At 30.7% G+C, this 23803-nt stretch carries 25 protein-coding genes; 16 read left to right on the top strand and 9 right to left on the bottom strand.

The genetic code is table 11. From position 1 onward, the window contains the following. Positions 1-15 precede the first annotated feature (15 nt). Positions 16-618 carry a DUF4254 domain-containing protein gene (locus Q8S45_RS13080; RefSeq protein WP_305605737.1) on the top strand — a complete coding sequence of 201 codons (603 nt, stop codon included), beginning with the start codon at positions 16-18 and terminating at the stop codon, positions 616-618. Between the two features lie 57 nt (positions 619-675). Beyond that, positions 676-1149: a DUF4252 domain-containing protein gene (locus tag Q8S45_RS13075; protein WP_305605734.1), complete on the top strand. Its 474-nt coding sequence runs from the start codon at positions 676-678 to the stop codon at positions 1147-1149. 212 nt (positions 1150-1361) lie between these two features. On the opposite strand, the gene Q8S45_RS13070 is transcribed toward Q8S45_RS13075, so the two are convergent. Then, positions 1362-1697: an arsenate reductase family protein gene (locus Q8S45_RS13070; protein WP_305605731.1), complete on the bottom strand. Its 336-nt coding sequence runs from the start codon at positions 1695-1697 to the stop codon at positions 1362-1364. Between the two features lie 66 nt (positions 1698-1763). Between Q8S45_RS13070 and Q8S45_RS13065 the strand changes: the two genes are divergently transcribed. Continuing rightward, positions 1764-2219, top strand: coding sequence for a DinB family protein (locus Q8S45_RS13065; protein WP_305605729.1), 456 nt, complete (start codon positions 1764-1766; stop codon positions 2217-2219). A gap of 69 nt (positions 2220-2288) precedes the next feature. Then, the gene (locus Q8S45_RS13060) at positions 2289-3434 is read left to right on the top strand and encodes a cystathionine gamma-synthase (RefSeq protein ID WP_305605726.1); all 1146 of its coding nucleotides are present in this window, start codon (positions 2289-2291) and stop codon (positions 3432-3434) included. Here the strand turns inward: Q8S45_RS13060 and Q8S45_RS13055 are convergent. The 3 genes from Q8S45_RS13055 to Q8S45_RS13045 form a co-directional block, all read right to left on the bottom strand. Continuing rightward, on the bottom strand, positions 3426-4223 hold the full coding sequence (locus Q8S45_RS13055; protein ID WP_305605723.1) for a glutamate dehydrogenase: 798 nt from the start codon (positions 4221-4223) through the stop codon (positions 3426-3428). The two genes, Q8S45_RS13060 and Q8S45_RS13055, sit on opposite strands and share 9 nt — an antisense overlap. Before the next feature lie 65 nt (positions 4224-4288). Continuing rightward, on the bottom strand, positions 4289-5890 hold the full coding sequence (locus tag Q8S45_RS13050) for an Ig-like domain-containing protein (protein WP_305605720.1): 1602 nt from the start codon (positions 5888-5890) through the stop codon (positions 4289-4291). Between the two features lie 71 nt (positions 5891-5961). Next, positions 5962-6648, bottom strand: a complete 687-nt coding sequence (locus tag Q8S45_RS13045) for a ComF family protein (protein WP_305605717.1) — start codon at positions 6646-6648, stop codon at positions 5962-5964. A 183-nt stretch (positions 6649-6831) separates the two neighbouring features. Here Q8S45_RS13045 and Q8S45_RS13040 point away from each other — a divergent pair, with 183 nt between their 5' ends. Both Q8S45_RS13040 and Q8S45_RS13035 read left to right on the top strand, forming a co-directional pair. Beyond that, on the top strand, positions 6832-7716 hold the full coding sequence (locus Q8S45_RS13040; RefSeq protein ID WP_305605714.1) for a hypothetical protein: 885 nt from the start codon (positions 6832-6834) through the stop codon (positions 7714-7716). A gap of 100 nt (positions 7717-7816) precedes the next feature. After that, a complete protein-coding gene (locus Q8S45_RS13035; protein WP_305605706.1) occupies positions 7817-9358 on the top strand; it encodes a glycine--tRNA ligase in 1542 nt (513 codons plus the stop codon). A gap of 65 nt (positions 9359-9423) precedes the next feature. On the opposite strand, the gene Q8S45_RS13030 is transcribed toward Q8S45_RS13035, so the two are convergent. Continuing rightward, on the bottom strand, positions 9424-9858 hold the full coding sequence (locus Q8S45_RS13030; protein WP_305605703.1) for a DUF3575 domain-containing protein: 435 nt from the start codon (positions 9856-9858) through the stop codon (positions 9424-9426). 216 nt (positions 9859-10074) lie between these two features. Next, positions 10075-10842, bottom strand: coding sequence for a TatD family hydrolase (locus Q8S45_RS13025; RefSeq protein WP_305605701.1), 768 nt, complete (start codon positions 10840-10842; stop codon positions 10075-10077). A gap of 262 nt (positions 10843-11104) precedes the next feature. Between Q8S45_RS13025 and Q8S45_RS13020 the strand changes: the two genes are divergently transcribed. From Q8S45_RS13020 to Q8S45_RS12995, 6 genes are all read left to right on the top strand, one after another. Further along, the gene (locus Q8S45_RS13020; RefSeq protein ID WP_305605698.1) at positions 11105-11839 is read left to right on the top strand and encodes an energy transducer TonB; all 735 of its coding nucleotides are present in this window, start codon (positions 11105-11107) and stop codon (positions 11837-11839) included. Between the two features lie 108 nt (positions 11840-11947). Continuing rightward, the gene (deoC, locus tag Q8S45_RS13015; RefSeq protein WP_305605695.1) at positions 11948-12844 is read left to right on the top strand and encodes a deoxyribose-phosphate aldolase; all 897 of its coding nucleotides are present in this window, start codon (positions 11948-11950) and stop codon (positions 12842-12844) included. A gap of 2 nt (positions 12845-12846) precedes the next feature. Continuing rightward, entirely contained in the window at positions 12847-14310 is a 1464-nt protein-coding gene (locus tag Q8S45_RS13010; RefSeq protein ID WP_305605693.1) for an aldehyde dehydrogenase family protein, read from the top strand. Positions 14311-14329: 19 nt separating this feature from the next. After that, entirely contained in the window at positions 14330-15190 is an 861-nt protein-coding gene (locus tag Q8S45_RS13005; protein ID WP_305605691.1) for an aldehyde dehydrogenase family protein, read from the top strand. A 70-nt stretch (positions 15191-15260) separates the two neighbouring features. Then, complete coding sequence (locus Q8S45_RS13000) at positions 15261-15842, top strand: acyltransferase (RefSeq protein WP_305605688.1); 582 nt, start codon at positions 15261-15263, stop codon at positions 15840-15842. A gap of 9 nt (positions 15843-15851) precedes the next feature. Next, positions 15852-17909: a gliding motility protein RemB gene (locus Q8S45_RS12995; protein WP_305605686.1), complete on the top strand. Its 2058-nt coding sequence runs from the start codon at positions 15852-15854 to the stop codon at positions 17907-17909. Positions 17910-17982: 73 nt separating this feature from the next. Here Q8S45_RS12995 and Q8S45_RS12990 read toward each other — a convergent pair whose 3' ends face one another. Further along, entirely contained in the window at positions 17983-19254 is a 1272-nt protein-coding gene (locus Q8S45_RS12990) for an acetyl-CoA hydrolase/transferase family protein (protein WP_305605684.1), read from the bottom strand. 160 nt (positions 19255-19414) lie between these two features. Between Q8S45_RS12990 and map the strand changes: the two genes are divergently transcribed. The 3 genes from map to Q8S45_RS12975 are packed head-to-tail and all read left to right on the top strand — an operon-like array spanning position 19415 to position 21324. Beyond that, on the top strand, positions 19415-20218 hold the full coding sequence (gene map / locus Q8S45_RS12985) for a type I methionyl aminopeptidase (protein ID WP_305605681.1): 804 nt from the start codon (positions 19415-19417) through the stop codon (positions 20216-20218). Between the two features lie 5 nt (positions 20219-20223). Beyond that, entirely contained in the window at positions 20224-20541 is a 318-nt protein-coding gene (locus tag Q8S45_RS12980) for a cupin domain-containing protein (protein WP_305605678.1), read from the top strand. An 18-nt stretch (positions 20542-20559) separates the two neighbouring features. After that, the gene (locus Q8S45_RS12975) at positions 20560-21324 is read left to right on the top strand and encodes a class I SAM-dependent methyltransferase (RefSeq protein WP_305605676.1); all 765 of its coding nucleotides are present in this window, start codon (positions 20560-20562) and stop codon (positions 21322-21324) included. Here the strand turns inward: Q8S45_RS12975 and Q8S45_RS12970 are convergent, their stop codons facing one another. Beyond that, positions 21325-22311 (bottom strand): FAD:protein FMN transferase, encoded by a 987-nt coding sequence (locus Q8S45_RS12970; protein ID WP_305605673.1) that lies wholly within the window; start codon positions 22309-22311, stop codon positions 21325-21327. Positions 22312-22456: 145 nt separating this feature from the next. Between Q8S45_RS12970 and Q8S45_RS12965 the strand changes: the two genes are divergently transcribed. Next, entirely contained in the window at positions 22457-23296 is an 840-nt protein-coding gene (locus Q8S45_RS12965; RefSeq protein ID WP_305605670.1) for an OmpA family protein, read from the top strand. Positions 23297-23335: 39 nt separating this feature from the next. Here Q8S45_RS12965 and Q8S45_RS12960 read toward each other — a convergent pair whose 3' ends face one another. Then, on the bottom strand, positions 23336-23665 hold the full coding sequence (locus Q8S45_RS12960; protein ID WP_305605667.1) for a hypothetical protein: 330 nt from the start codon (positions 23663-23665) through the stop codon (positions 23336-23338). Positions 23666-23803 lie beyond the last annotated feature (138 nt).

The following is a 23803-nucleotide window of genomic DNA, read 5'->3' as shown; positions in this document are numbered from 1 at the left end:
AATAAATATACATAGATGAAAGCAGCACAATTTAACCAACTATTTGACCAAGTAATTTCAAAATATCATATTATTGATAATGTTGACCAATCATTCGAAAATCCTTACGACAAAAATACTTTTGAACATTTGTTGTATAGAAAAAATTGGATTGATACTGTACAATGGCATTATGAAGATATTATTCGTTTGCCAGATATCGACCCAATTGAAGCTATTGTTTTAAAACGAAAAATTGATGCTTCTAATCAAGATAGAACCGATATGGTTGAATTTATTGACAGCTATTTTTTGAATAAATTTAAAGATGTTACTGTAAAACAAGGCGCTTTATTAAATTCGGAAACTCCTGCATGGGCAATAGATCGATTGTCGATTTTAGCCTTAAAAATATATCATATGAATGAAGAAGCAACTCGCGAATCGGCTTCTGATGAACATAGAGCAAAATGTCAAGAAAAATTAAATGTACTTTTAGAACAACGTATTGACTTATCTACTGCTATTGACGATTTATTGAGTGACTATTCTTCAGGTGAAAAGGTTATGAAAGTATATAAACAAATGAAAATGTATAACGACGAGGATACAAATCCTATGTTGTACTCAAAAAAATAAACACTTTAAAGGTTACAAAAAAGGTATTTAATCGTCAATGGTTAAATACCTTTTTTTATGAAAAACATATTTTTAATTATAGTAACCTCGTTGTTGCTCAGTTCATGTGCGTCAAAGGCTTCATTTAATTCTTTTTATTCAGAAAACAAAGAAGATTGTACATTCTCAATAAGTACTCCAGCATTTTTCGCAAATTTATTTATTCCAAAAGATGATATTGAGGAGTATAAAGATATATTTAAAAAAGTAAAACACTATAAAGTGATGGTGTTTTCAGAAGGTTCAATTTCATTAGATAAAAAGTTTGACCGGTTTGTAAAGCGTAAAAATTATTCTTCAATTTTTAAAATAAGTCAAAATGGAGATAAAGTTCAATTGTATTTTTTAGAAAGTAAGGATAGAATTAAAGAAATTTTACTAAAAGTAAAAAGTGATAACGAATTTGTTGTTTTAGGCTTAAAAACAAATATTTCTGAAAGTGATTTTAATAAAATCGTAAAGAAATCGAATATTAAAATTACGAGTAATTGAATTTATAATAATGAGAAAAAAACGGTTTGAAATACATATTTCAAACCGCTTTTTTATTTTAATTTTTTTAGATCTTCTTGTTACTTTTTTAAAAAAGTATAAGTGATACCAAAGTTTATTCAAAACGATATTTTTTGAATAAAAAAAGATTCATATTTACATTAATTTGAAACAATGTTTTTACCAGAAATAATGAGGAATTGAAATAGGAACTATTCAATAAAGGTTACATTTTTTAAAGTATTTCCAACTAAAATAGTGTTTTCATTCACAATTATAGGACGCTTTAAAAACGTATATTCTTCTAAAATTAGTTGTTTGTAGTCTCTTTCTGTTAAAATCTGACTTTTTAAGTCCATTTGTGTGTATTTTTTGGAACGTTTGCTAAATAAAACTTCATAATTATTGGTTAGTTGAGCAAGTTCTTCTAATTGCTTTACAGTAATTGGGTTTGACTTAATTTCTTGAAGCACAAAATCAGTTTTGTCCATTTCTTTTAAGATGCGTCTACACGTATCACAAGTTTTTAGGTAGTATATTTTTTTCATAGTTGTTTTATAAGAATGGAATATTTTTAGTCTAAATTTGATTTCTAAATTTTAAAAAATATTTTAATGCAACATCAGTTTATTACGTTAAAGCAATCTCGAAAATTAATTTCAAAATTAATTGAAAATTTTTCAATAGAACAATTAAATAATATTCCTACAGGGTTTAAAAATAATATTGCTTGGAATATAGCTCATTTAATGGTTACTCAACAACTATTATGTTATAAATTATCGGGTTTGCCTTGTCTTATTTCAGATGAAATGATACAAAAATATCAGAAAGGAACCGCTCCAAATAAAACTATTTCTATAGATGAGTTTAATACCATTAAAGAATTATTCTTAAACTTACCAGATAAATTGGAAATCGACTATGTTGAGGGTATTTTTAAAGAATATAATAAGTATACCACGAGCGTAAATATTACCCTAAACTCGATTGAAGAAGGGATTTCTTTTAATAATTATCATGAAGGAATTCATCTAGGAATTATTTTACAATTGGTAAAATTTGTTTAATTTTTTTAAATTCTTCATTAAAAAAGAAAACGTATTTTTGCTACCGAGTTACAGTAAATAATATAATTTATGAAATTTAATACAAAAACAATCCACGGAAATCAAAAGCACGATCCTTCTACTGGTGCGGTTATGCCTCCCATATACCAAACTTCAACATACGCTCAGACTTCACCTGGTGATCATAAAGGGTATGAATATTCTAGAACTGCAAATCCGACCAGAACAGCTTTAGAAAATTCATTTGCAAGTATAGAAAACGGAAAATTTGGATTGGCATTTGGTTCAGGATTAGCTGCCATTGACTGTGTTATAAAACTATTAAGCCCGGGAGATGAGGTTATTTCTACCAACGATTTATATGGAGGCTCTTACCGAATATTTACTAAAGTGTTTGAAAATTTTGGGATTAAATTTCATTTTGTTGGAATGGAAAATGCTGAGAGAATTGAACAGTTTGTAACCGAAAAAACAAAATTAATTTGGGTTGAAACTCCAACAAACCCAATGATGAATATTATTGATATTGAAGCCGTTTCTAAAGTTGCCAAAAAGCATAAACTATTATTGGCGATAGATAATACATTTGCAACACCATATTTACAAACACCACTTGATTTAGGAGCCGATATTGTGATGCATTCTGCTACAAAATACCTTGGAGGTCATTCAGATGTTGTAATGGGAGCTTTAATAGTAAATGATAAGGAATTAGCTGATAAATTGTATTTTATTCAAAATGCCTGTGGTGCAGTTTGTGGGCCAATGGATAGTTTTTTAGTGTTAAGGGGAATAAAAACATTGCACGTACGTATGCAACGACACTGCGAAAACGGAAAAGCAGTGGCTGAATATTTGGCAAAGCACCCTAAAATAGCACTTGTATATTGGCCCGGGTTTGAATCTCATCCAAATCATGAGATTGCCAAAAAACAAATGAAAGATTTTGGTGGCATGGTTTCTTTTGTTACCAAAGGGAACAAAATTGAAGATGCATTTAAAATAGTTGAAAATTTAAAAATATTCACATTGGCAGAATCCTTGGGTGGAGTAGAATCTTTATCGGGGCATCCAGCTAGTATGACACATGCATCAATACCAAAAGTTGAACGTGAAAAAACTGGGGTTGTTGATTCTTTAATTAGATTAAGTGTAGGAATTGAAGATATAAACGATTTAATTGAGGATTTGGAAAATGCTCTAAAATTAATTTAGGTAATACACATATCCAACGTGAACCCACAGCAACCAATCGTTGAATTTATTTGCTGGATCGGGTCTTGAATTTAGGCCATCTACATAGTTGGAAAAGAAATACTGCCAGCGCGACTCAATTAATAAATCGGCATATTCACCAACTTTATACCTGGTTCCAATACCTAGTGTGGCTGACATGGTAATACCTGCTGTATCTCGAGCTGAATTTGCAACTTGGTTAATATCCCATTTTGGATATAAAACACCGGGGTCTCTCCAATCTCCTGCATCAGAACTTATTGATGGATTATAAAAATCAACCATAGCACCTGCACTTATATAAGGAGACCACTGCAAATCAGGGATTCTTCTAGATCCAAAATCAACAATATCTACTATATGAAATTCTAATTGAGCTCCTAAATTTACCAAATATGTTTTTCCGTGATGTGCTTTTAATTTATCTGCTAATACACTTTCTTTTTCTACCCATTTACCAAAATGATCTAATTCAGCAGCCATATAAGATAATTCGGCTCTAATTCTAAAATGTTCTGCGAAATATCCTGTTCTTTGATTCCAACGGTATCTATAATCTGTAAAATTCAAATAATAAATAACACCTACACCAATACCAACATTTCCACCCACATTACTCATAAAATGGTCTCGTTGTCCATAATCTGTAGTAAACGAAGCAGAACCAGAAATGAAACCTACTTCATGACTGGTTTCATCTTGTGCGACAAGGTCTGATGTGAAAATTAAAATTAAAATTGAGGTTGCTATTTTTATAAAAATATTCAAAAGAGGATGTTTTAGGTATTATCAAAAGTATTAAAAAAAATAGCACTTAACAAAAACATATATTTTTAATCGAGGTTAAAAACTTCATTAATATCCCAATTAGCACGCAACTCAATTGTTTTATCAAAATATTTTATAGTTTCTGGTTGTCGTTTTTCCAAAAAATTACCAGTATCCCAAATTCCATTTCCATTATCATCTATAGTTACCCGAACCAAGTAGTTACCGGAATCTAAAAATTGAAAACTTATAATTTTAGGTTCCTTTACAGCCTCTTTTCGAACCACAACATTTTTATCAGTTAATAATTCAACAATAAAAGCATTTTTTTTTGAGCTTTCTATAGCAATACTAATAATACCATAGTCCTCGGGATTTTTTGTTTTAATTTTATATTGAATGCTATCGTTCGAATTTTCAAAAATATCTAAAACTGCTTTAGGTAATAACTTCAAAATATAATCAGTATTGTGTTTCTTCTCAAAATCTATACTTATTTTGTTTTTTGTTGGAGCCAAAATAGCTTTGAATGGAACAGAAATACTGTCCTTTTCAATTAATTGAAATAGTGATGGATCTAAAGTTAGAATGGGTGTAACACTTTTAATGGTTAACGTATCATTTAAATGTAGAATCCCTCCAGTCGTATTTTTAATATTCAGGGTGTCTAATTTTGTGCTTCGTAATTTTACTGTAAAATTTTCTTGGTAATTTCCTGATGAAACTGAAAAATTTAATGAGTCTACCTCAAAAGGTGTAAACCAATAGTTAAGGGTGTCTTTTCCTTCTTCGATATTAACAACCGATTTAAAATCGGGAGTTGTTTCTGTTAATAATTTTATAGAAACATCTGTTGCTTTTCCTTCAAAACCGAAGAATAAATGACCTTTATTTACTTCTTTAGGACTTATAAATTTTAATTTTGGAATTTCTTTAAAAAGAGGAAAATTATATTTTTTTTCGGTTGGGATAATTATGGTATCTAAAACAAAACCAATTTTATCTATTTCAGGATTGTAGATTTTATTAAAATTGGCATCTTTTAAAGCAATCATTAAGTATTTACCCGCTTTTAAATTAGTGAACTCAAAAAGAGTGCTATCTATTGTATTTGCAACGTAATTGGGTTTTTCTTTAAAAATAATTGAATCTGTGTAGGTTGTGTTATACTCGTACAATAAAATATCAATATTTTTAACTGGTTTTGTAACCTTCAGTTCTGAAATTTCTCCAGCTAGTTTTAATGAATCTATGTAAGTACCTGTAGAAAATACATATTTAAAGTTAGGCAGTACATTTTCTTCATTATTATCAACAATGCTCTTGCCAAAACTATAAAGGTATGTAGTATTCGGTTTTAAAGTATCCAGTATTTTAATTGAAACATACTTACTAGCCGTTCCCATTGGACCTATAATTGGTGGATTTTTAGGTGGAGGTGAGATTACAAGTTGCTGTTTTACATCTTTCAATTTTATATACTCGTCAAAAAATATTTTAATTTTATCGTCCTTAAAATTAATTGTTTCTACCGAAGGAATTGCTTTAATTAAAACTGGAGGAATAGTGTCTTTATCTCCACCAGTAGGAGTTCCTCTGCGGGCACAGTTAAAGAAAAAAGTTAAGGTCATTAAAAAAATCAACAACCTAAAGACTGAATTCTGCATAAATTGAATTTTAAAATACAAAATAACAATTATTTTATCAAATAATCATTTTTAATTGATGCTTCAATGGCTTATTGCGTATATGAAATGCAAGCAATACTTATTTGCAAGTTGTTAATTTTTTCAAAAGCCTTTGCACACGCTTCTAGTGTTGCGCCAGTTGTAACAATATCATCTACTATTAAAATATGTTTGTTTTCAAGTTCTTTTGGCTGTTTAACAATAAACAATTCTTCTGCATTTATCCAGCGATCTAAACGTAGTTTGTTAGTTTGTGTTTTGGTGTTTGAAATTTTATATAAAATATCTTCTTTAAATGGAATTTCAAATTGATTAGCAACACTTTGACCGAAAGATGTTACTTGGTTATAACCTCTTTTTTTTAATTTTTTTTGATGAAGTGGAACCGGAATAATAAAATCAATATTCGAAAATCTTTTAGATAAAACCATTTCTTCACCCAATAAATTTCCTAATAATGCTCCAATTTTTTGTTGATTTCGATATTTTAGGTTATGCATCATTTCTTGTACAATTCCTTTTTTCGAAAAATAAAGTAATGCTGTAGCATTTTGTATAGGAACTCTTCCATAGAATATTTTTTCTACCTTATTATTAGGTTCAAAGCTAAACTTTGTTAAAGGCAAATCGTGTCTACAATTTAAGCATAAAATTAAATCTTCAGCAATTAAATGGCTGTTGCAGCCAACGCAAACCTCTGGGAAAAAGAGATTTACTATGTTTTTTATAAACGTCATAGCATAATATTTTTTTAAAAATACAATTTTAAATCAAATAATATTTAACAGCCAACTCAATAAAGAGTTAAAAATCACGTTGTTTACTTGTTGAAATGCAACTATTTAAATTATTTAAATCAAACAAATGTTTAATATATTACGTATTTTTGCAAAATAATAATAATCTTTAATTAAATAATCATGGAACAAAATAAACAATCAAATAGCAAAGCAATAATTATAGGTTTAGCTGTGTTATTAGCTGGGGCATTAGGGTATACTTTTTATTCTAGTAGCGAACATAAAGAAGAAACAACAACTATACAAAATGAAAAGCTAGAAATTGAGCAAAATTTGGATAGTATGATTGTGAGATATGAAGAAGCAATTGCACTAAAAACATCAATGTCTGGTGAGTTAGCAATTGAAAGAGATAAAATTATTGCATTAAGAGATTCTGTAAGAGGTTTAAAATCAATTAATTCTGGTTTAATCAGTAAGTTTAGAAAGCAGTTAGCTCAAATGGAGTTAACTAATAAAAATTTAGTTGCAGAAACTGAAAATTTAACGCAAAAAAATAAAACATTAACCACAAATTTAGATAGTGCAAATGTTAAAATTTCGAAAGAAGTTTCTAAAAATGAAAATTTAACCGTTCAAAATCAAGGGCTTTCTGAAAAGGTAGCAATTGGTTCAATTATCAAAGTTAATACTGTTAAGGTGTTGGCAATGAAAGAACGTAGTAGTGGTAAAATGGTCGAAACTTCTAGAGCTAAAAGTGCAGATGCTTTTAGAATTAATTTCACGGTTTCAAAAAATGAAATATCTGAGAAAGGTGAGCGTCAAATTTACATTCAAGTAGTTGATGCTTCTGGAAAAACAATTGCAAATAAAGGAGAAATTTCATTATTTGATTCTAAAACTGTTGGTTATAGTGATAAAACCTCAGTAAATTATTTAAATGAAGCCATAGACGTTATTTCTTTAGTAGAAGTTGCAGAAGGGTCTCTTAATGCTGGACTGTATGTGGTTAATGTTTTTGTTGAGAAAAGATTGGCAGGAACAACACAAATTATTTTGAAATAAAAAATTTAACAAAAGATCAATAAACTTTAAAGTGGAAATAGTTGAAAGCTATTTCCACTTTTTTATTTTTTAAAATTAAAACCTTTACTATTTTTGCACCATGGCAAATCAAGAAGATCAATTTAAAAAAGTAGTTTCACATGCAAAAGAATACGGTTTTGTATTTCAATCTAGTGAAATTTACGATGGTTTAAGCGCAGTATACGACTATGCGCAAAACGGAGTAGAATTAAAAAAGAATATTAGAGATTATTGGTGGCGTTCAATGGTACAAATGAACGAAAACATAGTTGGTTTAGATGCTGCAATTTTAATGCATCCAACTACGTGGAAAGCTTCAGGGCATGTAGATGCCTTTAACGATCCTTTAATAGATAATAAAGATTCAAAAAAACGCTATAGAGCCGATGTGTTAATAGAAGAACATGTTGCAAAATTAGAAGCCAAAGTAGAAAAGGAAGTTGAAAAAGCGGCTAAAAGGTTTGGAGATTCGTTTGATAAAGAGCAATTTTTAACTACCAATCCACGTGTTTTAGAATACAATCAAAAAGGTGCAGCAATTTTACACAGAATGGCAAAATCTTTAGAAAAAGAAGATTTAGCAGATGTAAAAGCATTGATAGAAGAATTAGAAATTGTTTGTCCGATTTCCGGTTCGAAAAATTGGACAGAAGTAAAACAATTTAATTTAATGTTTGGAACAAAATTAGGTGCCTCTGCTGAAAATGCGATGGACTTATATTTACGTCCAGAAACTGCACAAGGTATATTTGTAAACTTTTCAAATGTTCAAAAATCAGGAAGAATGAAAATTCCTTTTGGTATAGCCCAAACAGGAAAAGCATTTAGAAATGAAATTGTTGCAAGGCAATTTATTTTTAGAATGCGCGAGTTTGAACAAATGGAAATGCAATTTTTTGTAAGGCCTGGAACTCAAAAAGAATGGTATGAATCGTGGAAAAAAACACGTTTGAACTGGCATCTTTCTTTGGGGATGGGAGCAGAAAATTATCGTTTTCATGACCATGAAAAATTAGCACATTATGCTGATGCTGCTGCTGATATTGAATTTAAATTTCCGTTTGGATTTAAAGAATTGGAAGGAATTCATTCTAGAACTGATTTTGATTTAAAAAGTCACGAAAAATTTTCGGGTAAAAAATTAAATTATTTTGACCCTGAAATTAACGAACATTATGTGCCTTTCGTGGTTGAAACAAGTATTGGTTTAGACAGAATGTTTTTAGCAGTTTTTTCAAATTCTTTGGTTGAAGAAGAATTGGAGAATGGAACCACTCGAACAGTTTTAAAATTGCCAGCAGTGTTGGCACCAACCAAAGCAGCTGTTTTACCACTTGTTAAAAAGGATGGGTTACCAGAAATTGCAAAAGAAATTGTAGATGAATTAAAATGGGATTTTAATGTAGTATATGATGAAAAAGATGCGGTTGGTAGACGTTATAGAAGACAAGATGCTGTAGGAACTCCACTTTGTATTACGGTTGATCACGAAACGTTGGTAGATAAATCGGTAACTATTAGATTTAGAGATTCTATGGAACAGCAACGCGTTAAAATAGAAGATCTTAGATCGATTATTGCAAAGGAAGTAGATATTAGAAATTGGTTGCTAAAACTCTAAATTATAATTTAAAAGGACGATTTAATTAAGTTAAATCGTCCTTTTATTGTTATATCAATTATTGTTTAAAACCTTTTGCCAATAGAAACACCACCTCTACCAACAACTTCTATTTCACTTTGCCCCAATAAATCCCTACCGATACCAGCATAAATTTCTGCAACAAAACCTCTTTTAGTCACAAATTTTGCACCAACAGAAATCCCTGCTGCAAAATCAGTATATTTTTCATCTACTCGGGTGCTGTTAAAGTCATCATCATAATAAAAATCATTTTTCCCGGTATGCAACATCCCAAAGGCCTCTACAAAAAAGCCTTGAGCGTATTTGTTAGAAAAAAAGAATCGGTAATAAGGAGTTAAAGAAAAATTTCTATACTCGTCAATACTACCAATATCCGAATCTAATGAAAACAGAAGTCCAACACCAATAGAAGATTCTTCATTTAACAGATTTTCATAACTGAAATCAACCCATTTAAAGCCAATTAAATTTGACATATTTATTTTGAGTTCATTATTATTAGGAGAGTTTGTTTCCTGTGCGTTGACCTTTAGGCAGAGGATAATAAAAGTAATAAATAAAATTTTTTTCATAATCAAGTTTTGTTTTATCAAAAGTAAATATAAAATAGTGGTTATTTTAGTAAATAAAAATTATTTTACGGGAATACATTCCAAAATAAATATTGGTTTCTTTTATAATTTTACAATCCATTAAATTCCAAAAACTTCTTTTGAGTTTTGAGTTGTTATTGCTGCAATTTCTTCAACGTTTGTGTTATAAATGGAAGCTAATTTAGTAGCAACATGAATCAAATAGGAACTTTCGTTTCTTTTTCCTCGAAAGGGATTAGGGGCTAAATAGGGAGCGTCTGTTTCTAACACCAAATTTGATAACGGAATTTCATTAAGAAATTGATCAATTCTTCCATTTTTAAATGTAACAACACCTCCAATACCTAACTTCATATTATAAGAAATTGCTCTAAGAGCCTGTTCTTTTGATCCTGTAAAACAATGAAAAATTCCAAATAAATCATCCCCTTTTTCTTCTTCTAAGATTTCAAATATTTCATCAAAAGAATCTCTGCAATGAATAACGATAGGGAGTTTTTTTTCTTTAGCCCATTTAATTTGTGTTTCAAACGCTATTTGTTGATTTTTTAGCGTGCTTTTATCCCAATACAAATCAATTCCGATTTCACCTACAGCATAAAAATTCCGTTCATCTAATTGTTTTTTTACAAAGGCTAATTCTTCTTCAAAATTATCTTGAACGTGCGTTGGGTGCAATCCCATCATTAAAAAGACATTAGTTGGAAATGCTTTTTCTAAATCTAACATAGCATCAAAATAAGTAGAATCAATTGCTGGAATAAAAAATCGAGAAACACCTGCGTCAAAGGCTCTTTGGATTATTTCGTTCCGATCAGCTTTAAATTGCTCACTATATAAATGAGTGTGGGTGTCTGTTAGTATCATTTAACAAAAGTACTTCAAAGTTTAAAAGTGATTTAGATATAAATTAAAAAAAATAATTTTAGTCCTATTTTAGAACTGGAGAAAGACAAAAAAAATATTTTTAAATTTATGTTAAAAGGTTGTGAATTAATCAGATATTCCGTAAATTTAAGGTGATGGATATGTTGCAAGATTGCAGTTACACCATTGCAATTCTTACCACAATATAAGTAATAAATTTTTCTAAAGTGCCGGTTTGATGTTTAACTTAAAATAAGTTGTCATGCAAATTAAAAAATATCCCAATGCTATGCTTGAAAATTATAGTTTAATTTTTTTGCAATTAGGTTTTGTCTTTTCGTTGTTTGTTGTGTATGAATTTATGAAAATGAAATCATACCCAAGTGAATTTAAAGAACTTATTGGGACTGTTGTTTCTAAAGATGACACCAATAAAACAATTGAAATAAAAATTGTTGAGCCTGAAATCAAAACACCTGCCGTAGCTGTTGTTCCCGACAGAATTATAAAAGTGGAAGATGCAATTGAAATTAAAGAATTTATTTTAGAATCAACTGAGTCCGATCAGTATCAAGCAGTAGTGATTTCAGATATTAAAAAACAATTAAGTGCGGTTGTCGAAGAGGAAGTTGTTGTTGAGGATGTGCCATTTATGGTTATCGAAAATGTGCCAGTTTACCCTGGTTGTTTTGGAAATAATGATGAATTAAGAGCGTGTTTCTCTAAACAAATTTCAAAATTTGTTTCTGAAAAATTTAATTCTGGATTAGCATCAGATTTAGGGTTAGCATCGGGCAGCATTCAAAAAATATATGTAACATTTAAAGTGAATAAATTTGGTGAAGTCACAGATATACAAGCAAGAGCCCCTCATAAGCAATTACAAGAAGAAGCAATTAGAGTTATAAACCTTATACCAAAAATGACACCTGGAAAACAAAGAGGGAAACCAGTAAATGTAAATTATGGATTACCAATTGTTTTTAAAGTTCAATAGTTCGAGTCGATTAGTTTATTTGTTTAAATTTGCAATCATTAAAATCGACAAATTTCCTTACTTAAAAAAGTATTTTAATTTGTATTTTTGAAAATATAAACAAAATAAATGTTTCCAAATTTAAATAATCTACCAGTTTATGACACCACCGGGGTGAATGAACGTATTGCCAGATTTTGTACTCGTAGTATTAAAGCCTCTTCAAAAAATGAAGGTTTAAAAATGGCTTTAAGCATGATTGACCTTACAACTCTTGAAGGCAAAGACACTAAAGGTAAAGTTCAACAACTTTGTTATAAAGCAATGCATCCACATGATTCGTTGAAAAACATCCCTACTGTTGCTGCAATTTGTGTATATCCTTCTTATGTTGGAATAGCAAAAAAAGCATTGGAAGGTAGTGATATTCAAGTGGCTTCAGTTGCTACAGCTTTTCCAAGTGGTCAATCAACGTTAGAAGTAAAATTAAGCGACACAAAATTTGCTGTTGACCAAGGAGCAGATGAAATTGATATGGTTATTTCACGAGGAGAGTTTTTAGCAGGAAATTACCAATTTGTTTTCGATGAAATAGCTGCAATTAAGGAAGCTTGCGGAAAAGCACATTTAAAAGTGATTTTAGAAACTGGAGAGTTAGAAACACTTGATAATGTTAGAAAAGCAAGTGAAATTGCGATGTATGCCGGTGCAGATTTTATAAAAACTTCAACAGGTAAAATTCAACCTGCAGCAACATTACCAGTTACTTATGTGATGTTTGATGCCATTAAAGATTATTATCTTAAAACAGGAAAAATGATTGGGATGAAACCGGCTGGAGGAATTTCCACTTCAAAAATTGCCTTACAATATTTGGTAATGCTCAATGAAGTTTTAGGTGAGAAATGGATGAATAAAAAATATTTTAGATTTGGCGCAAGTAGTTTGACAAATGATATTTTAATGCAGTTAGTCAAAGCCGAAACAGGTATTTACCAATCAATTAATTATTTTTCAAAAGATTAATTATGAATAAACAAGATACTAATATATTTAAAGCTGCCTGGACGTACGATGAAGCACCAGAAAGTACAGATCATATTCAAATTAAAAAAATATATGAATTGTTCATAGATGGAAAATTTACCAAACCTATAAAAGGAAATTATTTCGACACTATAAATCCGGCTACAAACAAAGTAATAGCAAGTGTTGCGGAAGCAACAACTGAAGATGTTGATGTTGCTGTAAAAGCAGCTAGAAAAGCTTTTGGAAGTTGGTCTAAATTATCAGGCAAGGAACGTGGGAAGTATATATTTAGAATAGCTCGTTTAATTCAGGAGCGCGCCCGTGAATTTGCAGTTATTGAAAGTTTAGATGGCGGAAAACCAATAAGAGAATCTAGAGATATTGATATTCCTTTAGCTGCAAATCACTTTTTTTATTATGCTGGTTGGGCCGATAAATTAGAATATGCTTTCCCTAATAGAACTCCAAAACCTTTAGGTGTTGCAGGACAAATAATCCCTTGGAATTTTCCATTATTAATGGCTGCTTGGAAAATAGCACCAGCTTTAGCAACGGGAAATACGGTGGTGTTAAAACCTGCTGAAACGACCCCTTTAACTGCATTAAAATTAGCGGAAATTATCCAGGAAAGTGGATTGCCGAAAGGAGTAGTGAACATTGTTACCGGAGCAGGAGAAACAGGTGCGAGTATTGTGAACCACCCAGACATCAATAAAATTGCATTTACAGGTTCAACGGGAGTTGGGAAATACATTCAAAAAGCAATTGCAGGAACAAATAAGAAATTAACATTAGAATTAGGAGGAAAAGGAGCTAATATCATATTTGAAGATGCAGCCATAGATCAAGCAGTTGAAGGTATTGTAAATGCTATTTTCTTTAATCAAGGTCATGTATGTTGTGCAGGTTCACGTTTATTTGTTCAGGAGTCGGTTGCCGATTTGGTAATTCAAAAATTAAAAAACAGAATGGAAACTTTAATTGTTGGGAATCCATTAGATAAGAATACAGATATTGGAGCTATAAATTCCAAAAAACAGTTGCAAACTATTGAAAATTATATCAAAATTGGGATTAACGAAGGTGGAGAAATTTATCAACCTAAATGTAAGCTTCCAAAAGAAGGAAACTGGTGCGCTCCAACATTGTTTATAAATGTATCACAATCACATAGAATTGTTCAAGAAGAAATATTTGGTCCGGTATTAGCAATTCAAACATTTAGAACAATTGATGAAGTTATTGAAAAAGCGAACAATACTCCTTATGGATTATCGGCTGGTGTGTGGACTCAAAATGGAGCAAAAATATTTCATTTAACACAAAAATTAGAAGCAGGTGTAATTTGGGCAAATACGTTTAACAAATTTGATCCGGCATCACCATTTGGAGGTTATAAAGAAAGTGGTTTTGGAAGAGAAGGGGGTTTGCATGGACTGAAACCCTATTTGAAATTTGAATAATTATTTTTAATTAAAAATTATGAGCAGATTAGATATACAAAAAACATACAAATTATATATTGGTGGTAAATTTCCAAGAACTGAATCGGGCAGGTATTATGCTGTTACTAATAACAAAGGAAATTTAATTGCGAATATGTGTTTATCTTCAAGAAAAGATTTTAGGAATGCAGTTGTAATTGCTAGAAAAGCTCAGGGTTCTTGGGCAAATGCAACAGCTTTAAATAAAGGTCAGGTTTTATACCGAATTGCAGAAATGCTGGAAGGAAGAAAAGAACAATTTGTTGCAGAATTAATGGTACAAGGCGAAACCAATAAAAATGCTGAATTGGAAGTGAATTGTGCTATTGATAGGTTAGTTTATTACGCAGGGTGGAGTGATAAATACCAACAAATATTTAGTTCTGTTAATCCTGTTGCGAGTTCTCATTTTAATTTTTCAAATGTAGAGCCTGTTGGAGTAGTTTCTATAATTGCCCCTGAAAATCAGAGTTTATTAGGTATAGTATCTTTAATTGCTCCTGCTATTGTAGGAGGAAATACAGTTATTGTTTTAGCATCAGAAACCAAACCGTTAACAGCTATTTCATTTGCTGAAGTGTTGAATTCTTCTGATGTTCCTGGGGGTGTAGTAAATATCTTAACGGGTAAAAAAGAAGAGTTACTGAGTCATATGGCATCACATATGGACGTAAATGCAATTATATATTGTGGAAAGGATGAAAACCAAATTAAAAATATAAACGAATTGGCTAGTAACAATCTAAAAAGAACCATTTTTTATAAAAAAGGAGATTGGACTAGTAGTAACAGTGAATCGCCATATTTTATTGAAAAAATGCAAGAATTAAAAACAACTTGGCACCCGACAGAAGTGTAATTATTATTTTAATAAATGCACTTTTTTGAAAAAGAAGTCGTTGTTTACATAGTAACTTTATTTTTACGGAATGAATAATAAAAATTATTTTGCACATGAATCAGCCTTTATAGATGAAGGTTGTGCTATTGGAAAAGGAACCAAAATTTGGCATTTTAGTCATATTATGTCAAATTCAAAAATTGGAGAAAATTGTAATATTGGTCAGAATGTGGTGATTTCTCCCCAAGTTATTTTGGGTAAAAATGTAAAAGTGCAAAACAATGTTTCAATATATACCGGTGTTATTTGTGAAGATGATGTTTTTTTAGGACCGTCAATGGTTTTTACCAATGTTATAAATCCTAGAAGTGCAATTATTAGAAAAGATGAATATTTAAAAACGGTCGTGAAAAAAGGCGCAAGTATTGGTGCTAATGCAACCATTGTTTGTGGTAATAATATTGGTGAATATGCCTTTATTGGCGCAGGGGCAGTGGTTACAAAAGAAGTTTTACCTTATGCTTTAGTGGTTGGGAATCCTTCAAAACAAATTGGTTGGATAAGTGAATTTGGACATCGATTAAATTTCGATGAAAAGGGGATTGCAATTTGTTCAGAAAGCAAAGAAAAATACAAAATAGCACATAATTGCGTTAAAAAAACATCTTAATAAATTGAAATGAAGAAAGTAGTTTTAAGTTTTTTTCTTGCACTAGCCACAATTTCAGGTTTTGCTCAAATTGAAAAATTTCCTATTTTTAAGGAATGTGAATCATTTACAATTGAAGAACTTCCTAGTTGTTTTAAAGCAAAGCTAAATTCAAAGTTTTTTGAAGAATTTAAAATCCCAGTACAACTGGTTCAAGAAAAATTTGAAGGAACTACAAATGTTGTTTTAACCGTTAGCAATGATGGAAAATTTAAGGTGATTTATGTTAATTCGCCCTATAAAGTACTAAAAAGTGAAATAGAGAGAGTATTTAATGCATTGCCTCAAGTTACACCTGCTAGTTATAATAATCATGCAATTGAAATGCAATTTGTATTTCCATTAAAGATTCCAATTTCATCTACATTTGAAGAATCTATTGTTAAGAAAGAAACGTTAAAACCTATTGAAATTAAGGAAGATTTTGTTAATGTTGTTTCAAAAAACACGTTGTATCCTGAGCATAAAAGTGAACTGAATATTCCTTTTACCCATTTGTATTATAATTCAATTGAAAAAAACTTGAATAGCGCTGAAAATACCCATACTTCAATGAAGCCTTATTTATTTTCAGAAGTTAGTAAGTATGTAGATTTAGATGCCGAAAAAGGCAAACTTCATATTCCTAAATCATCTTGGTTTGGCAAAAAACTCTTCAATGAGCACATGGTTAATGTGCAAGGAAAAGATTACTGGTTTACCCTTGACCCTGCAGTAGATATTCAAATAGGAAAAGATAGTGAAGACTTAAAAACCTTTAATAATACACGAGCTGTAATTTTTCAAGGAGGTTTAGGAAGCAGATTAAGTTTTTCCGCTAGCTTTTATGAAAGTCAAGGTCGTTTTGCAGGATATTTTAATGATTATGCTAGATCCTTAAAGCCCGATGGAGGTAATCCGGCAATAATACCTGGCAGAGGAATTGCCAAAGAGTTTAAATCAGATGCATTTGATTATCCAGTGGCAGATGGCTATATTTCCTATACTCCAAATAAGTTTTTCAACTTTCAATTTGGACATGGAAAAAACTTTATAGGCGACGGTTATCGTTCGTTATTTTTATCTGATGTTGCGTCACAATATCCTTATTTTAAAATGAACACTTCATTTTGGAAAATTAAGTACACCAATTTATGGATGACTATGCAAGATGTTAGACCAGAATTAACAGAAGATGGAGCTTATAAACAAAAATTTATGGCCATTCATTATTTAAGTTTAAATGTTACCAAAAAACTGAATGTAGGATTATTTGAAGCTGTTGTTTGGGACGATGTTAATAATAGAGGATTCGATGTAAATTATTTAAATCCGTTAATTTTTTATACTGCCGTTGAGTTTTCAACAGGTTCGCGAGCAGGAAATTCATTATTAGGATTGAGTTTAAAATATAAAATGAAAAACATTTCGTTGTATTCGCAAATTTTAATCGACGAGTTTAGGGTTTCAGAAATTGGAAGTGACGAAGGTTGGTGGGGAAATAAAAACGGGATTCAGTTTGGTTTAAAATATCACAATGCCTTTAATATTGAAAATTTAACATTACAAGCGGAGTTTAATGCAGTTAGGCCATTTACATATTCACATGACGAGTTGAATTATAATTTTGGACATAACAACCAGCCATTAGCGCATTTATGGGGTTCAAACTTTAGAGAAGCAATTGCCATTGTTAATTATACAAAAGACAGATGGTTCGCAAATGCGAAATTGGTTTTAGGTGAAAAAGGATTTGATTTCAATACAACAGACACTTTTAGTTACGGAGGAAATGTGTATAGAGATAATGATGAAAGATGGGCTGAATATGGGAATGAAATAGGACAAGGAAATAAAACTAGCATTTTTGTAGGTGATTTTCAGCTAGGTTATCTTGTAAACCCTACAACTAATTTAAAATTATTTGGTGGACTTACAGTAAGAAATTTTACACCAGATAGTTCAACTTCAACTTTTGATAAAAGAAATAGCACTTGGCTTACTTTCGGATTAAAAACAGATGTTTTTAATTGGTATTTTGATTTTTAAAAAAAATGAGGCAAATGCCCCATTTTTTTCTTTAGAAGTTCAATCAATACTCCTAAATAAGTTAATCAAATTCTTAATTTCTTGTTGTGTCAAAGTATTCCTTAACAATAGCTTCACTATGATCTGGATGTGCAATTTTAGCTAATGCATTAACACGTTGTTTAATGGTTTTTCCAAATAAATTTGCAACGCCATATTCAGTTACAATATAGTGTACGTGAGCTCTTGTAGTTACAACTCCTGCTCCAGTATTTAAAAATGGCACAATTCTACTTATTCCTTTTGCCGTTGTAGAAGGAATGGCAATAATGGCTTTTCCACCTTCACTTAAAGATGCACCTCTAATAAAGTCCATTTGACCGCCAACACCAGAGTACATTCTTGTTCCTATAGAATCAGCACAAACTTGCCCTGATAAATCGACCTGAATTGCAGAATTTATAGCAACCATTCTTGGATTTTTGCTAATATTACTTACATCGTTCACATAATCGCAAGATCTCATTTCAACAAATGGATTGTCGTCTACATAATCATACAAACGTTTAGACCCCATTAAAAAAGTAGTTAATGCTCTTCCTGGACCAACACCTTTATAATTACCATTTATAACATCTTTCAAAATTAAATCGATAACCCCATCAGAGAACATTTCGGTATGTAACCCTAAATCTTTGTGATTTCCTAAGCGAGATAAAACCGCATTTGGAATAGATCCAATACCCATTTGTAAGGTACTTCTATCTTCAATTAATCCAGCAATAAAATCTCCTATTTTATTTTCTATTTCAGTGGGAGGTTCCATGTGTCCTTCAGGAATAGGTCTGTTAACTTCAACAAAAGTGTTCAATTCTGAAATATGAATAATTCCTTCTCCATGTACACGTGGCATTTGATAATTTATTAATGCAATCACATGTTTAGCATTTGCAATTGCAGCTAAAGAAGCTTCCACAGAAACTCCTAAAGAGCAATATCCGTGTCTGTCAGGCGTAGAAACTTGGATTAAGGCGACATCTACAGGCAATATATTTCGTTTAAATAATAATGGCACTTCACTTAAAAATACAGGAGTATAAGAACCATTTCCGGCCTTTAAAGTATGTCTAACATTTGCTCCAATAAAAAAAGAGTTTACATGAAAACTATCTTTATAGATAGGATCGGCATATGGAGCTGGGCCTTCAGTATGTAAATGACATACTTCAACATTTCTAAGTTCTTCATGTCTTGCGGTCATTGCTATTAATAATTCTGTCGGTGCTGCTGCAGCCGCTTGAACATAAATTCTATCATTCGATTTTATTACTTTTACCGCTTCCTCGGCGGATATTGACTTGTACATAATTAGTGATTAATAAATTATATGTAAATTTACGGGTAAAAAAACTTTAAAAACCTGTTTAAAATCATTTTTTTATACTTTTTATTATGGTTTTTGTAACTTTTTATCATTTTGAATTTTTCTCTTTTTTAAAGTACCTTTGCACAAATAATTTTTGCGCATGATTGTAATTAAAACGCTTGAAGAAATTGAATTAATAAGGGAAAGTGCCTTAATTGTTTCTAAAACATTAGGGATGTTGGCTAGAGAAGTTAAACCAGGAGTTACAACCCTGTATTTAGATAAATTAGCAGAAACTTTTATTAGAGACCATAATGGAATACCTGGGTTTTTAGGTTTATATGATTTTCCAAATACATTGTGTATGAGCCCAAATGCTCAAATTGTACATGGTATTCCTAATAAAAAGCCGCTACTAGATGGAGATATAATTTCAATAGATTGTGGAGTTTTGAAAAATGGATTTTATGGAGATCACGCCTATACTTTTGAGGTTGGAAATGTAAAAGAAGAAACAAAAAAGTTGCTTGATGTTACCAAACAAAGCTTATATGAAGGTATAAAAGAATTAAAGGTTGGAAATAGAGTTGGGGATGTTGGTTTTGCAATTCAAGATTATTGTGAAAAACATGGGTATGGAATAGTAAGAGAACTTGTAGGTCACGGACTTGGGAAAAAAATGCATGAAGATCCCGAAATGCCAAATTATGGAAAAAGAGGCAGGGGTAAAAAATTTGTGGACGGTATGGTAGTAGCTATTGAACCAATGGTAAATATGGGAACACATAGCATTGTACAATTAGAAGATGGTTGGACTATTTTAACAAAAGACGGAAAACCTAGTGCTCATTTTGAACATAATGTGGCTATTATTAATGGAAAACCAGTGCTTTTATCCACCTTTCAATATATTAATGAAGCATTGGGTATTGTTAGTAATGAGGAAGATAAATTTAAGTTGTAATGATTATGAAAAAATTAATAACTGATATTCCTCAAAAGGAACTATTTGATGGTTTTAATGGAAGGTTTTTTCATACTGAATCATATACAATTGCTTTTTGGGAAATTAAAAAAGGGTCTATATTACCAGAACATGAACATTTTCACGAACAAACTACACAAGTTGTTGAAGGGATTTTAGAAATGACAATCAATGGAGAATCATTTTTACTAGAAGAAGGAATGATTGCTCATATTCTTCCCAATATTATACATAGTGGTAAAGCAATCACCAATTGTAAATTGACAGATACATTTTGCCCAGTTAGAGAAGATTATAAATAAAGCCTAAATTTTACCTTTTTGAAGAACTTATTTAAATTTATTTTAAACACCATACCAAGGCCAATACTTTTAAAAGTTAGTTTTTGGATTCGACCATTAATCGCATGGGTTTTAAAAGGAAAAGCTTTTACAGATCCAATAGATGGGAAAAGTTACAGCAAATTTTTACCGTATGGTTACCAAAATCAAAGGTCAAATGTATTGGCTCCTGGTACTTTTTCTTTAGAACGTCACCGATTGTTATGGTTGTTTTTAAAAAACAAAACTGATTTTTTTACTGCACCCAAAAACGTGTTACATATGGCACCTGAACAGTGTTTTTTAGACTTATTTCGAAAGCAAAAAAACTTAAAATATGTTACAGCCGATTTATATTCACCATTAGCAGATGTAAAAGCAGATATATGTAATTTACCGTTTAAAGAAAACGAGTTTGATGTAATTTTTTGCAACCATGTTTTAGAACATATTAATGATGACGCAAAAGCAATGTCGGAATTATACAGAGTTCTGAAACCTGGAGGAATGGGAATTTTTCAAATCCCTCAAGATTTATCTTTAGAAAATACCTACGAAGATTTTTCTATAACTTCTTCAAATGAACGTGCCAAACATTTTGGGCAATACGACCATGTTCGAATTTATGGGAAGGATTATTTTGAACGACTTCGTTCGGTTGGTTTTATTGTTGAAGAGGTAAACTACTCTGCAACACTTTCTACAAATGAAATAGAAAAATATTGTTTGGTTAAAGGAGAAATAATACCGTTTTGTACCAAATAATTAATTATTAAAATTTCCTGTTTTAAAAGTTTCAATTTCTCCTTTAGAATTACTATAAATCAAATACACCTTTATTTCTGGGTGCAATTCTAAAAATGTTTTTGTTTTTTCAAGTCCCATTGCCATAAAGGCAGTTGCATAACCATCTGCAAAAGCGCATTCATCAAGTGTAATTACAGAGGCACTTAATAAATTGCTCTCTGTTGCAAAACCTGTGAGTGCATTTATGGTATGCACATATTTTTTTCCATCTTCAGCAATTTTAAATTTGCGGTAATTACCAGATGTTGCCATAGCTTCATTTTTAAGCTGTAGTGTTGTAGCAAAAGATCTTGATCCATCTGTATTTGGATCTTCAATAGCAATTCTCCACGCCTCACCATTTTGATTAGTTCCTCGTGCACGAATTTCACCGCCAATTTCAACCAAATAATTTGAGATAGTATGTTTTTCAAGAAGTTCACCAACTAAATCGACTAAATACCCTTTTGCAATGGCGTTGAAATCGAAATAAATTTGAGGAGATTCTTTATAAATTTTTCCATTTATTAGTTGAACCTTGTTATAACCAACAAATTGCATTAATTCCTTCACTTTGGTATCTTCTAAATTTGGAATTTCATTTTCTGGACCAAATCCCCAAGCGTTTACTAGAATTCCGACAGTTGGATCAAATTCCCCCGAAGTTTCATCAAATATTTTCTTCGATTTATTAAAAACAGCCACAAATAGATGATCAACTACTATGGAGGTATCGCCATCATTTATTTTAGAAATATCTGATGTTGGAATATAGGTTGAAAGTGATTTGTTAACTGCCATTACAATACTATCTATTTTATAAGTAAAGTTAATAGTGTCGTTTGAAATGTATTTAATTGAGTAGGTTGTGCCAATGGCGGCACCTTCTATAACGTTTAAATTACTTTTATCTGATTTACAGGAGATTGCTAAAAGAAAGATTATAAAATATCCTATTATTTTCATACTTTTGTAGTTCTAAGTTATTAAGATTATTATACGGTAAATATAAGAAATATTAAAACTCATAAATTATTCTTAAAATTAACTATATTACTAACAACGTGCTTACTCAATAGTTATTTTTGTGCGTATAAATAACAATTAAATTATGAAAAAACTCATTGTATTGATGATTACTGCCTCGGTAGTATTAAGTTCTTGTGTTTCTAAGAAGAAATATACAGAATTGGAAGGAAATTTTAGCAAAAAAAATCAAGAGTTAGTAGATGCTAAAGCTGATTTAATGAAATGTAAAATTGAGAATGAAGGGCGTATAGCTTCTTTAACTCAACAAGTTGAGGATTTAAAAAAGGATAAATCTAAAACATTAGAATACGTTGATAATTTAACGGTTCTATCAAGATCTGCTTCAGATAATATTAAAGAAACGTTAGCTCAAATGAGTAAAAAGGATGAGTACATTAAACACATCCAAAAAGCAATGAATAAAAAGGATTCTATTAATTTAGCGCTTGGTTTCCAATTGAAAAAAGTGTTAAAAGATGGATTTAACGATGAAGACATTGAAGTGAGTGTTGAAAAAACAGTTGTGTTTATTAATATTGCAGACAGACTATTATTTAAAAGTGGAAGTCACGTAATTTCTTCGGAAGCGAAAAGAGTTCTTAAAAAAGTTGCTGATGTAATTGCTGCACAACCAGATTTAGAAGTTATGGTTGAAGGTTATACAGACAATAATCCAATTAGTACTGTAGACATGAAAGACAATTGGGATTTAAGTGTTAAACGTTCAACATCTGTTGTTAGAGTTTTACAAGACGATTTCAAAATTGCTCCAGCACGTTTAGTTGCTGCAGGAAGGGGTGAATACAAGCCTCTTGCTACTAATGAAACTGTTGAAGGTAGATCTAAAAATAGAAGAACTAGAATTGTTTTAATGCCTAAATTAGACCAGTTTTTTAAATTATTAGAGAATAAAATGGAGTAATTAGATTGATTTTATTTAAAAAAAACCACGCCATTGGCGCTACCGTCTGGACACATCTTTAAAGAGTATCCAACCTTGCATAATTGCTGTAAATTTTTGAAGACCAATCCAAAAGGTTGTTATGCCGGGTTTTCTTTCAGAAAGATACCCCTTCCAACCGCCTAATCTGGCAATAACCCATATATATCGTTTTAAATCAGACGATTTATATGGGTTTTTCAATTTTTCGGTTTTTCCTTCTAATTGTTTGATTTGAATTTCTAAGCATTCGATTTCTTGTTCCGAGAAGCAACTTCTTGGATCTGTTTCTTCTTCTGTAGCATAAGCAATTTGCATAATAAACAGCTTGATAATCGTTTCAAGCATCATTATATAAAGTCTATTAAATATTTACAATTAAATTGGATAGATTTTTCCCTAATTGGTTTTCAGACTTGAATGTATTCATTAATTCATTGAATTTCGTTAATCTATCTTCCATTTTTTCTAAATATCTATTATGTGAAA

The sequence above is a fragment of the Lutibacter sp. genome, assembly GCF_030692605.1.
Taxonomy (GTDB): domain Bacteria; phylum Bacteroidota; class Bacteroidia; order Flavobacteriales; family Flavobacteriaceae; genus Lutibacter.
The sequence above is the reverse complement of the archived record's forward strand: the minus strand, read 5'-3'. Positions and strand labels throughout refer to the sequence as shown.

What these genes read in the sequence shown, in the direction of transcription:
- deoC (WP_305605695.1), top strand. Translation starts at nt 11,948, where the DNA reads ATGTTTCCAAATTTAAATAATCTACCAGTTTATGACACCACCGGGGTG.
- Q8S45_RS13060 (WP_305605726.1), top strand. Translation starts at nt 2,289, where the DNA reads ATGAAATTTAATACAAAAACAATCCACGGAAATCAAAAGCACGATCCT.
- Q8S45_RS13000 (WP_305605688.1), top strand. Translation starts at nt 15,261, where the DNA reads ATGAATAATAAAAATTATTTTGCACATGAATCAGCCTTTATAGATGAA.
- map (WP_305605681.1), top strand. Translation starts at nt 19,415, where the DNA reads ATGATTGTAATTAAAACGCTTGAAGAAATTGAATTAATAAGGGAAAGT.
- Q8S45_RS13045 (WP_305605717.1), bottom strand. Translation starts at nt 6,648, where the DNA reads ATGACGTTTATAAAAAACATAGTAAATCTCTTTTTCCCAGAGGTTTGC.
- Q8S45_RS13005 (WP_305605691.1), top strand. Translation starts at nt 14,330, where the DNA reads ATGAGCAGATTAGATATACAAAAAACATACAAATTATATATTGGTGGT.
- Q8S45_RS13010 (WP_305605693.1), top strand. Translation starts at nt 12,847, where the DNA reads ATGAATAAACAAGATACTAATATATTTAAAGCTGCCTGGACGTACGAT.
- Q8S45_RS13025 (WP_305605701.1), bottom strand. Translation starts at nt 10,842, where the DNA reads ATGATACTAACAGACACCCACACTCATTTATATAGTGAGCAATTTAAA.
- Q8S45_RS13035 (WP_305605706.1), top strand. Translation starts at nt 7,817, where the DNA reads ATGGCAAATCAAGAAGATCAATTTAAAAAAGTAGTTTCACATGCAAAA.
- Q8S45_RS12995 (WP_305605686.1), top strand. Translation starts at nt 15,852, where the DNA reads ATGAAGAAAGTAGTTTTAAGTTTTTTTCTTGCACTAGCCACAATTTCA.
- Q8S45_RS13065 (WP_305605729.1), top strand. Translation starts at nt 1,764, where the DNA reads ATGCAACATCAGTTTATTACGTTAAAGCAATCTCGAAAATTAATTTCA.
- Q8S45_RS13020 (WP_305605698.1), top strand. Translation starts at nt 11,105, where the DNA reads ATGCAAATTAAAAAATATCCCAATGCTATGCTTGAAAATTATAGTTTA.
- Q8S45_RS12970 (WP_305605673.1), bottom strand. Translation starts at nt 22,311, where the DNA reads ATGAAAATAATAGGATATTTTATAATCTTTCTTTTAGCAATCTCCTGT.
- Q8S45_RS13050 (WP_305605720.1), bottom strand. Translation starts at nt 5,890, where the DNA reads ATGCAGAATTCAGTCTTTAGGTTGTTGATTTTTTTAATGACCTTAACT.
- Q8S45_RS13075 (WP_305605734.1), top strand. Translation starts at nt 676, where the DNA reads ATGAAAAACATATTTTTAATTATAGTAACCTCGTTGTTGCTCAGTTCA.
- Q8S45_RS13030 (WP_305605703.1), bottom strand. Translation starts at nt 9,858, where the DNA reads ATGTCAAATTTAATTGGCTTTAAATGGGTTGATTTCAGTTATGAAAAT.
- Q8S45_RS13070 (WP_305605731.1), bottom strand. Translation starts at nt 1,697, where the DNA reads ATGAAAAAAATATACTACCTAAAAACTTGTGATACGTGTAGACGCATC.
- Q8S45_RS13040 (WP_305605714.1), top strand. Translation starts at nt 6,832, where the DNA reads ATGGAACAAAATAAACAATCAAATAGCAAAGCAATAATTATAGGTTTA.
- Q8S45_RS12960 (WP_305605667.1), bottom strand. Translation starts at nt 23,665, where the DNA reads ATGATGCTTGAAACGATTATCAAGCTGTTTATTATGCAAATTGCTTAT.
- Q8S45_RS12965 (WP_305605670.1), top strand. Translation starts at nt 22,457, where the DNA reads ATGAAAAAACTCATTGTATTGATGATTACTGCCTCGGTAGTATTAAGT.
- Q8S45_RS12980 (WP_305605678.1), top strand. Translation starts at nt 20,224, where the DNA reads ATGAAAAAATTAATAACTGATATTCCTCAAAAGGAACTATTTGATGGT.
- Q8S45_RS12990 (WP_305605684.1), bottom strand. Translation starts at nt 19,254, where the DNA reads ATGTACAAGTCAATATCCGCCGAGGAAGCGGTAAAAGTAATAAAATCG.
- Q8S45_RS13080 (WP_305605737.1), top strand. Translation starts at nt 16, where the DNA reads ATGAAAGCAGCACAATTTAACCAACTATTTGACCAAGTAATTTCAAAA.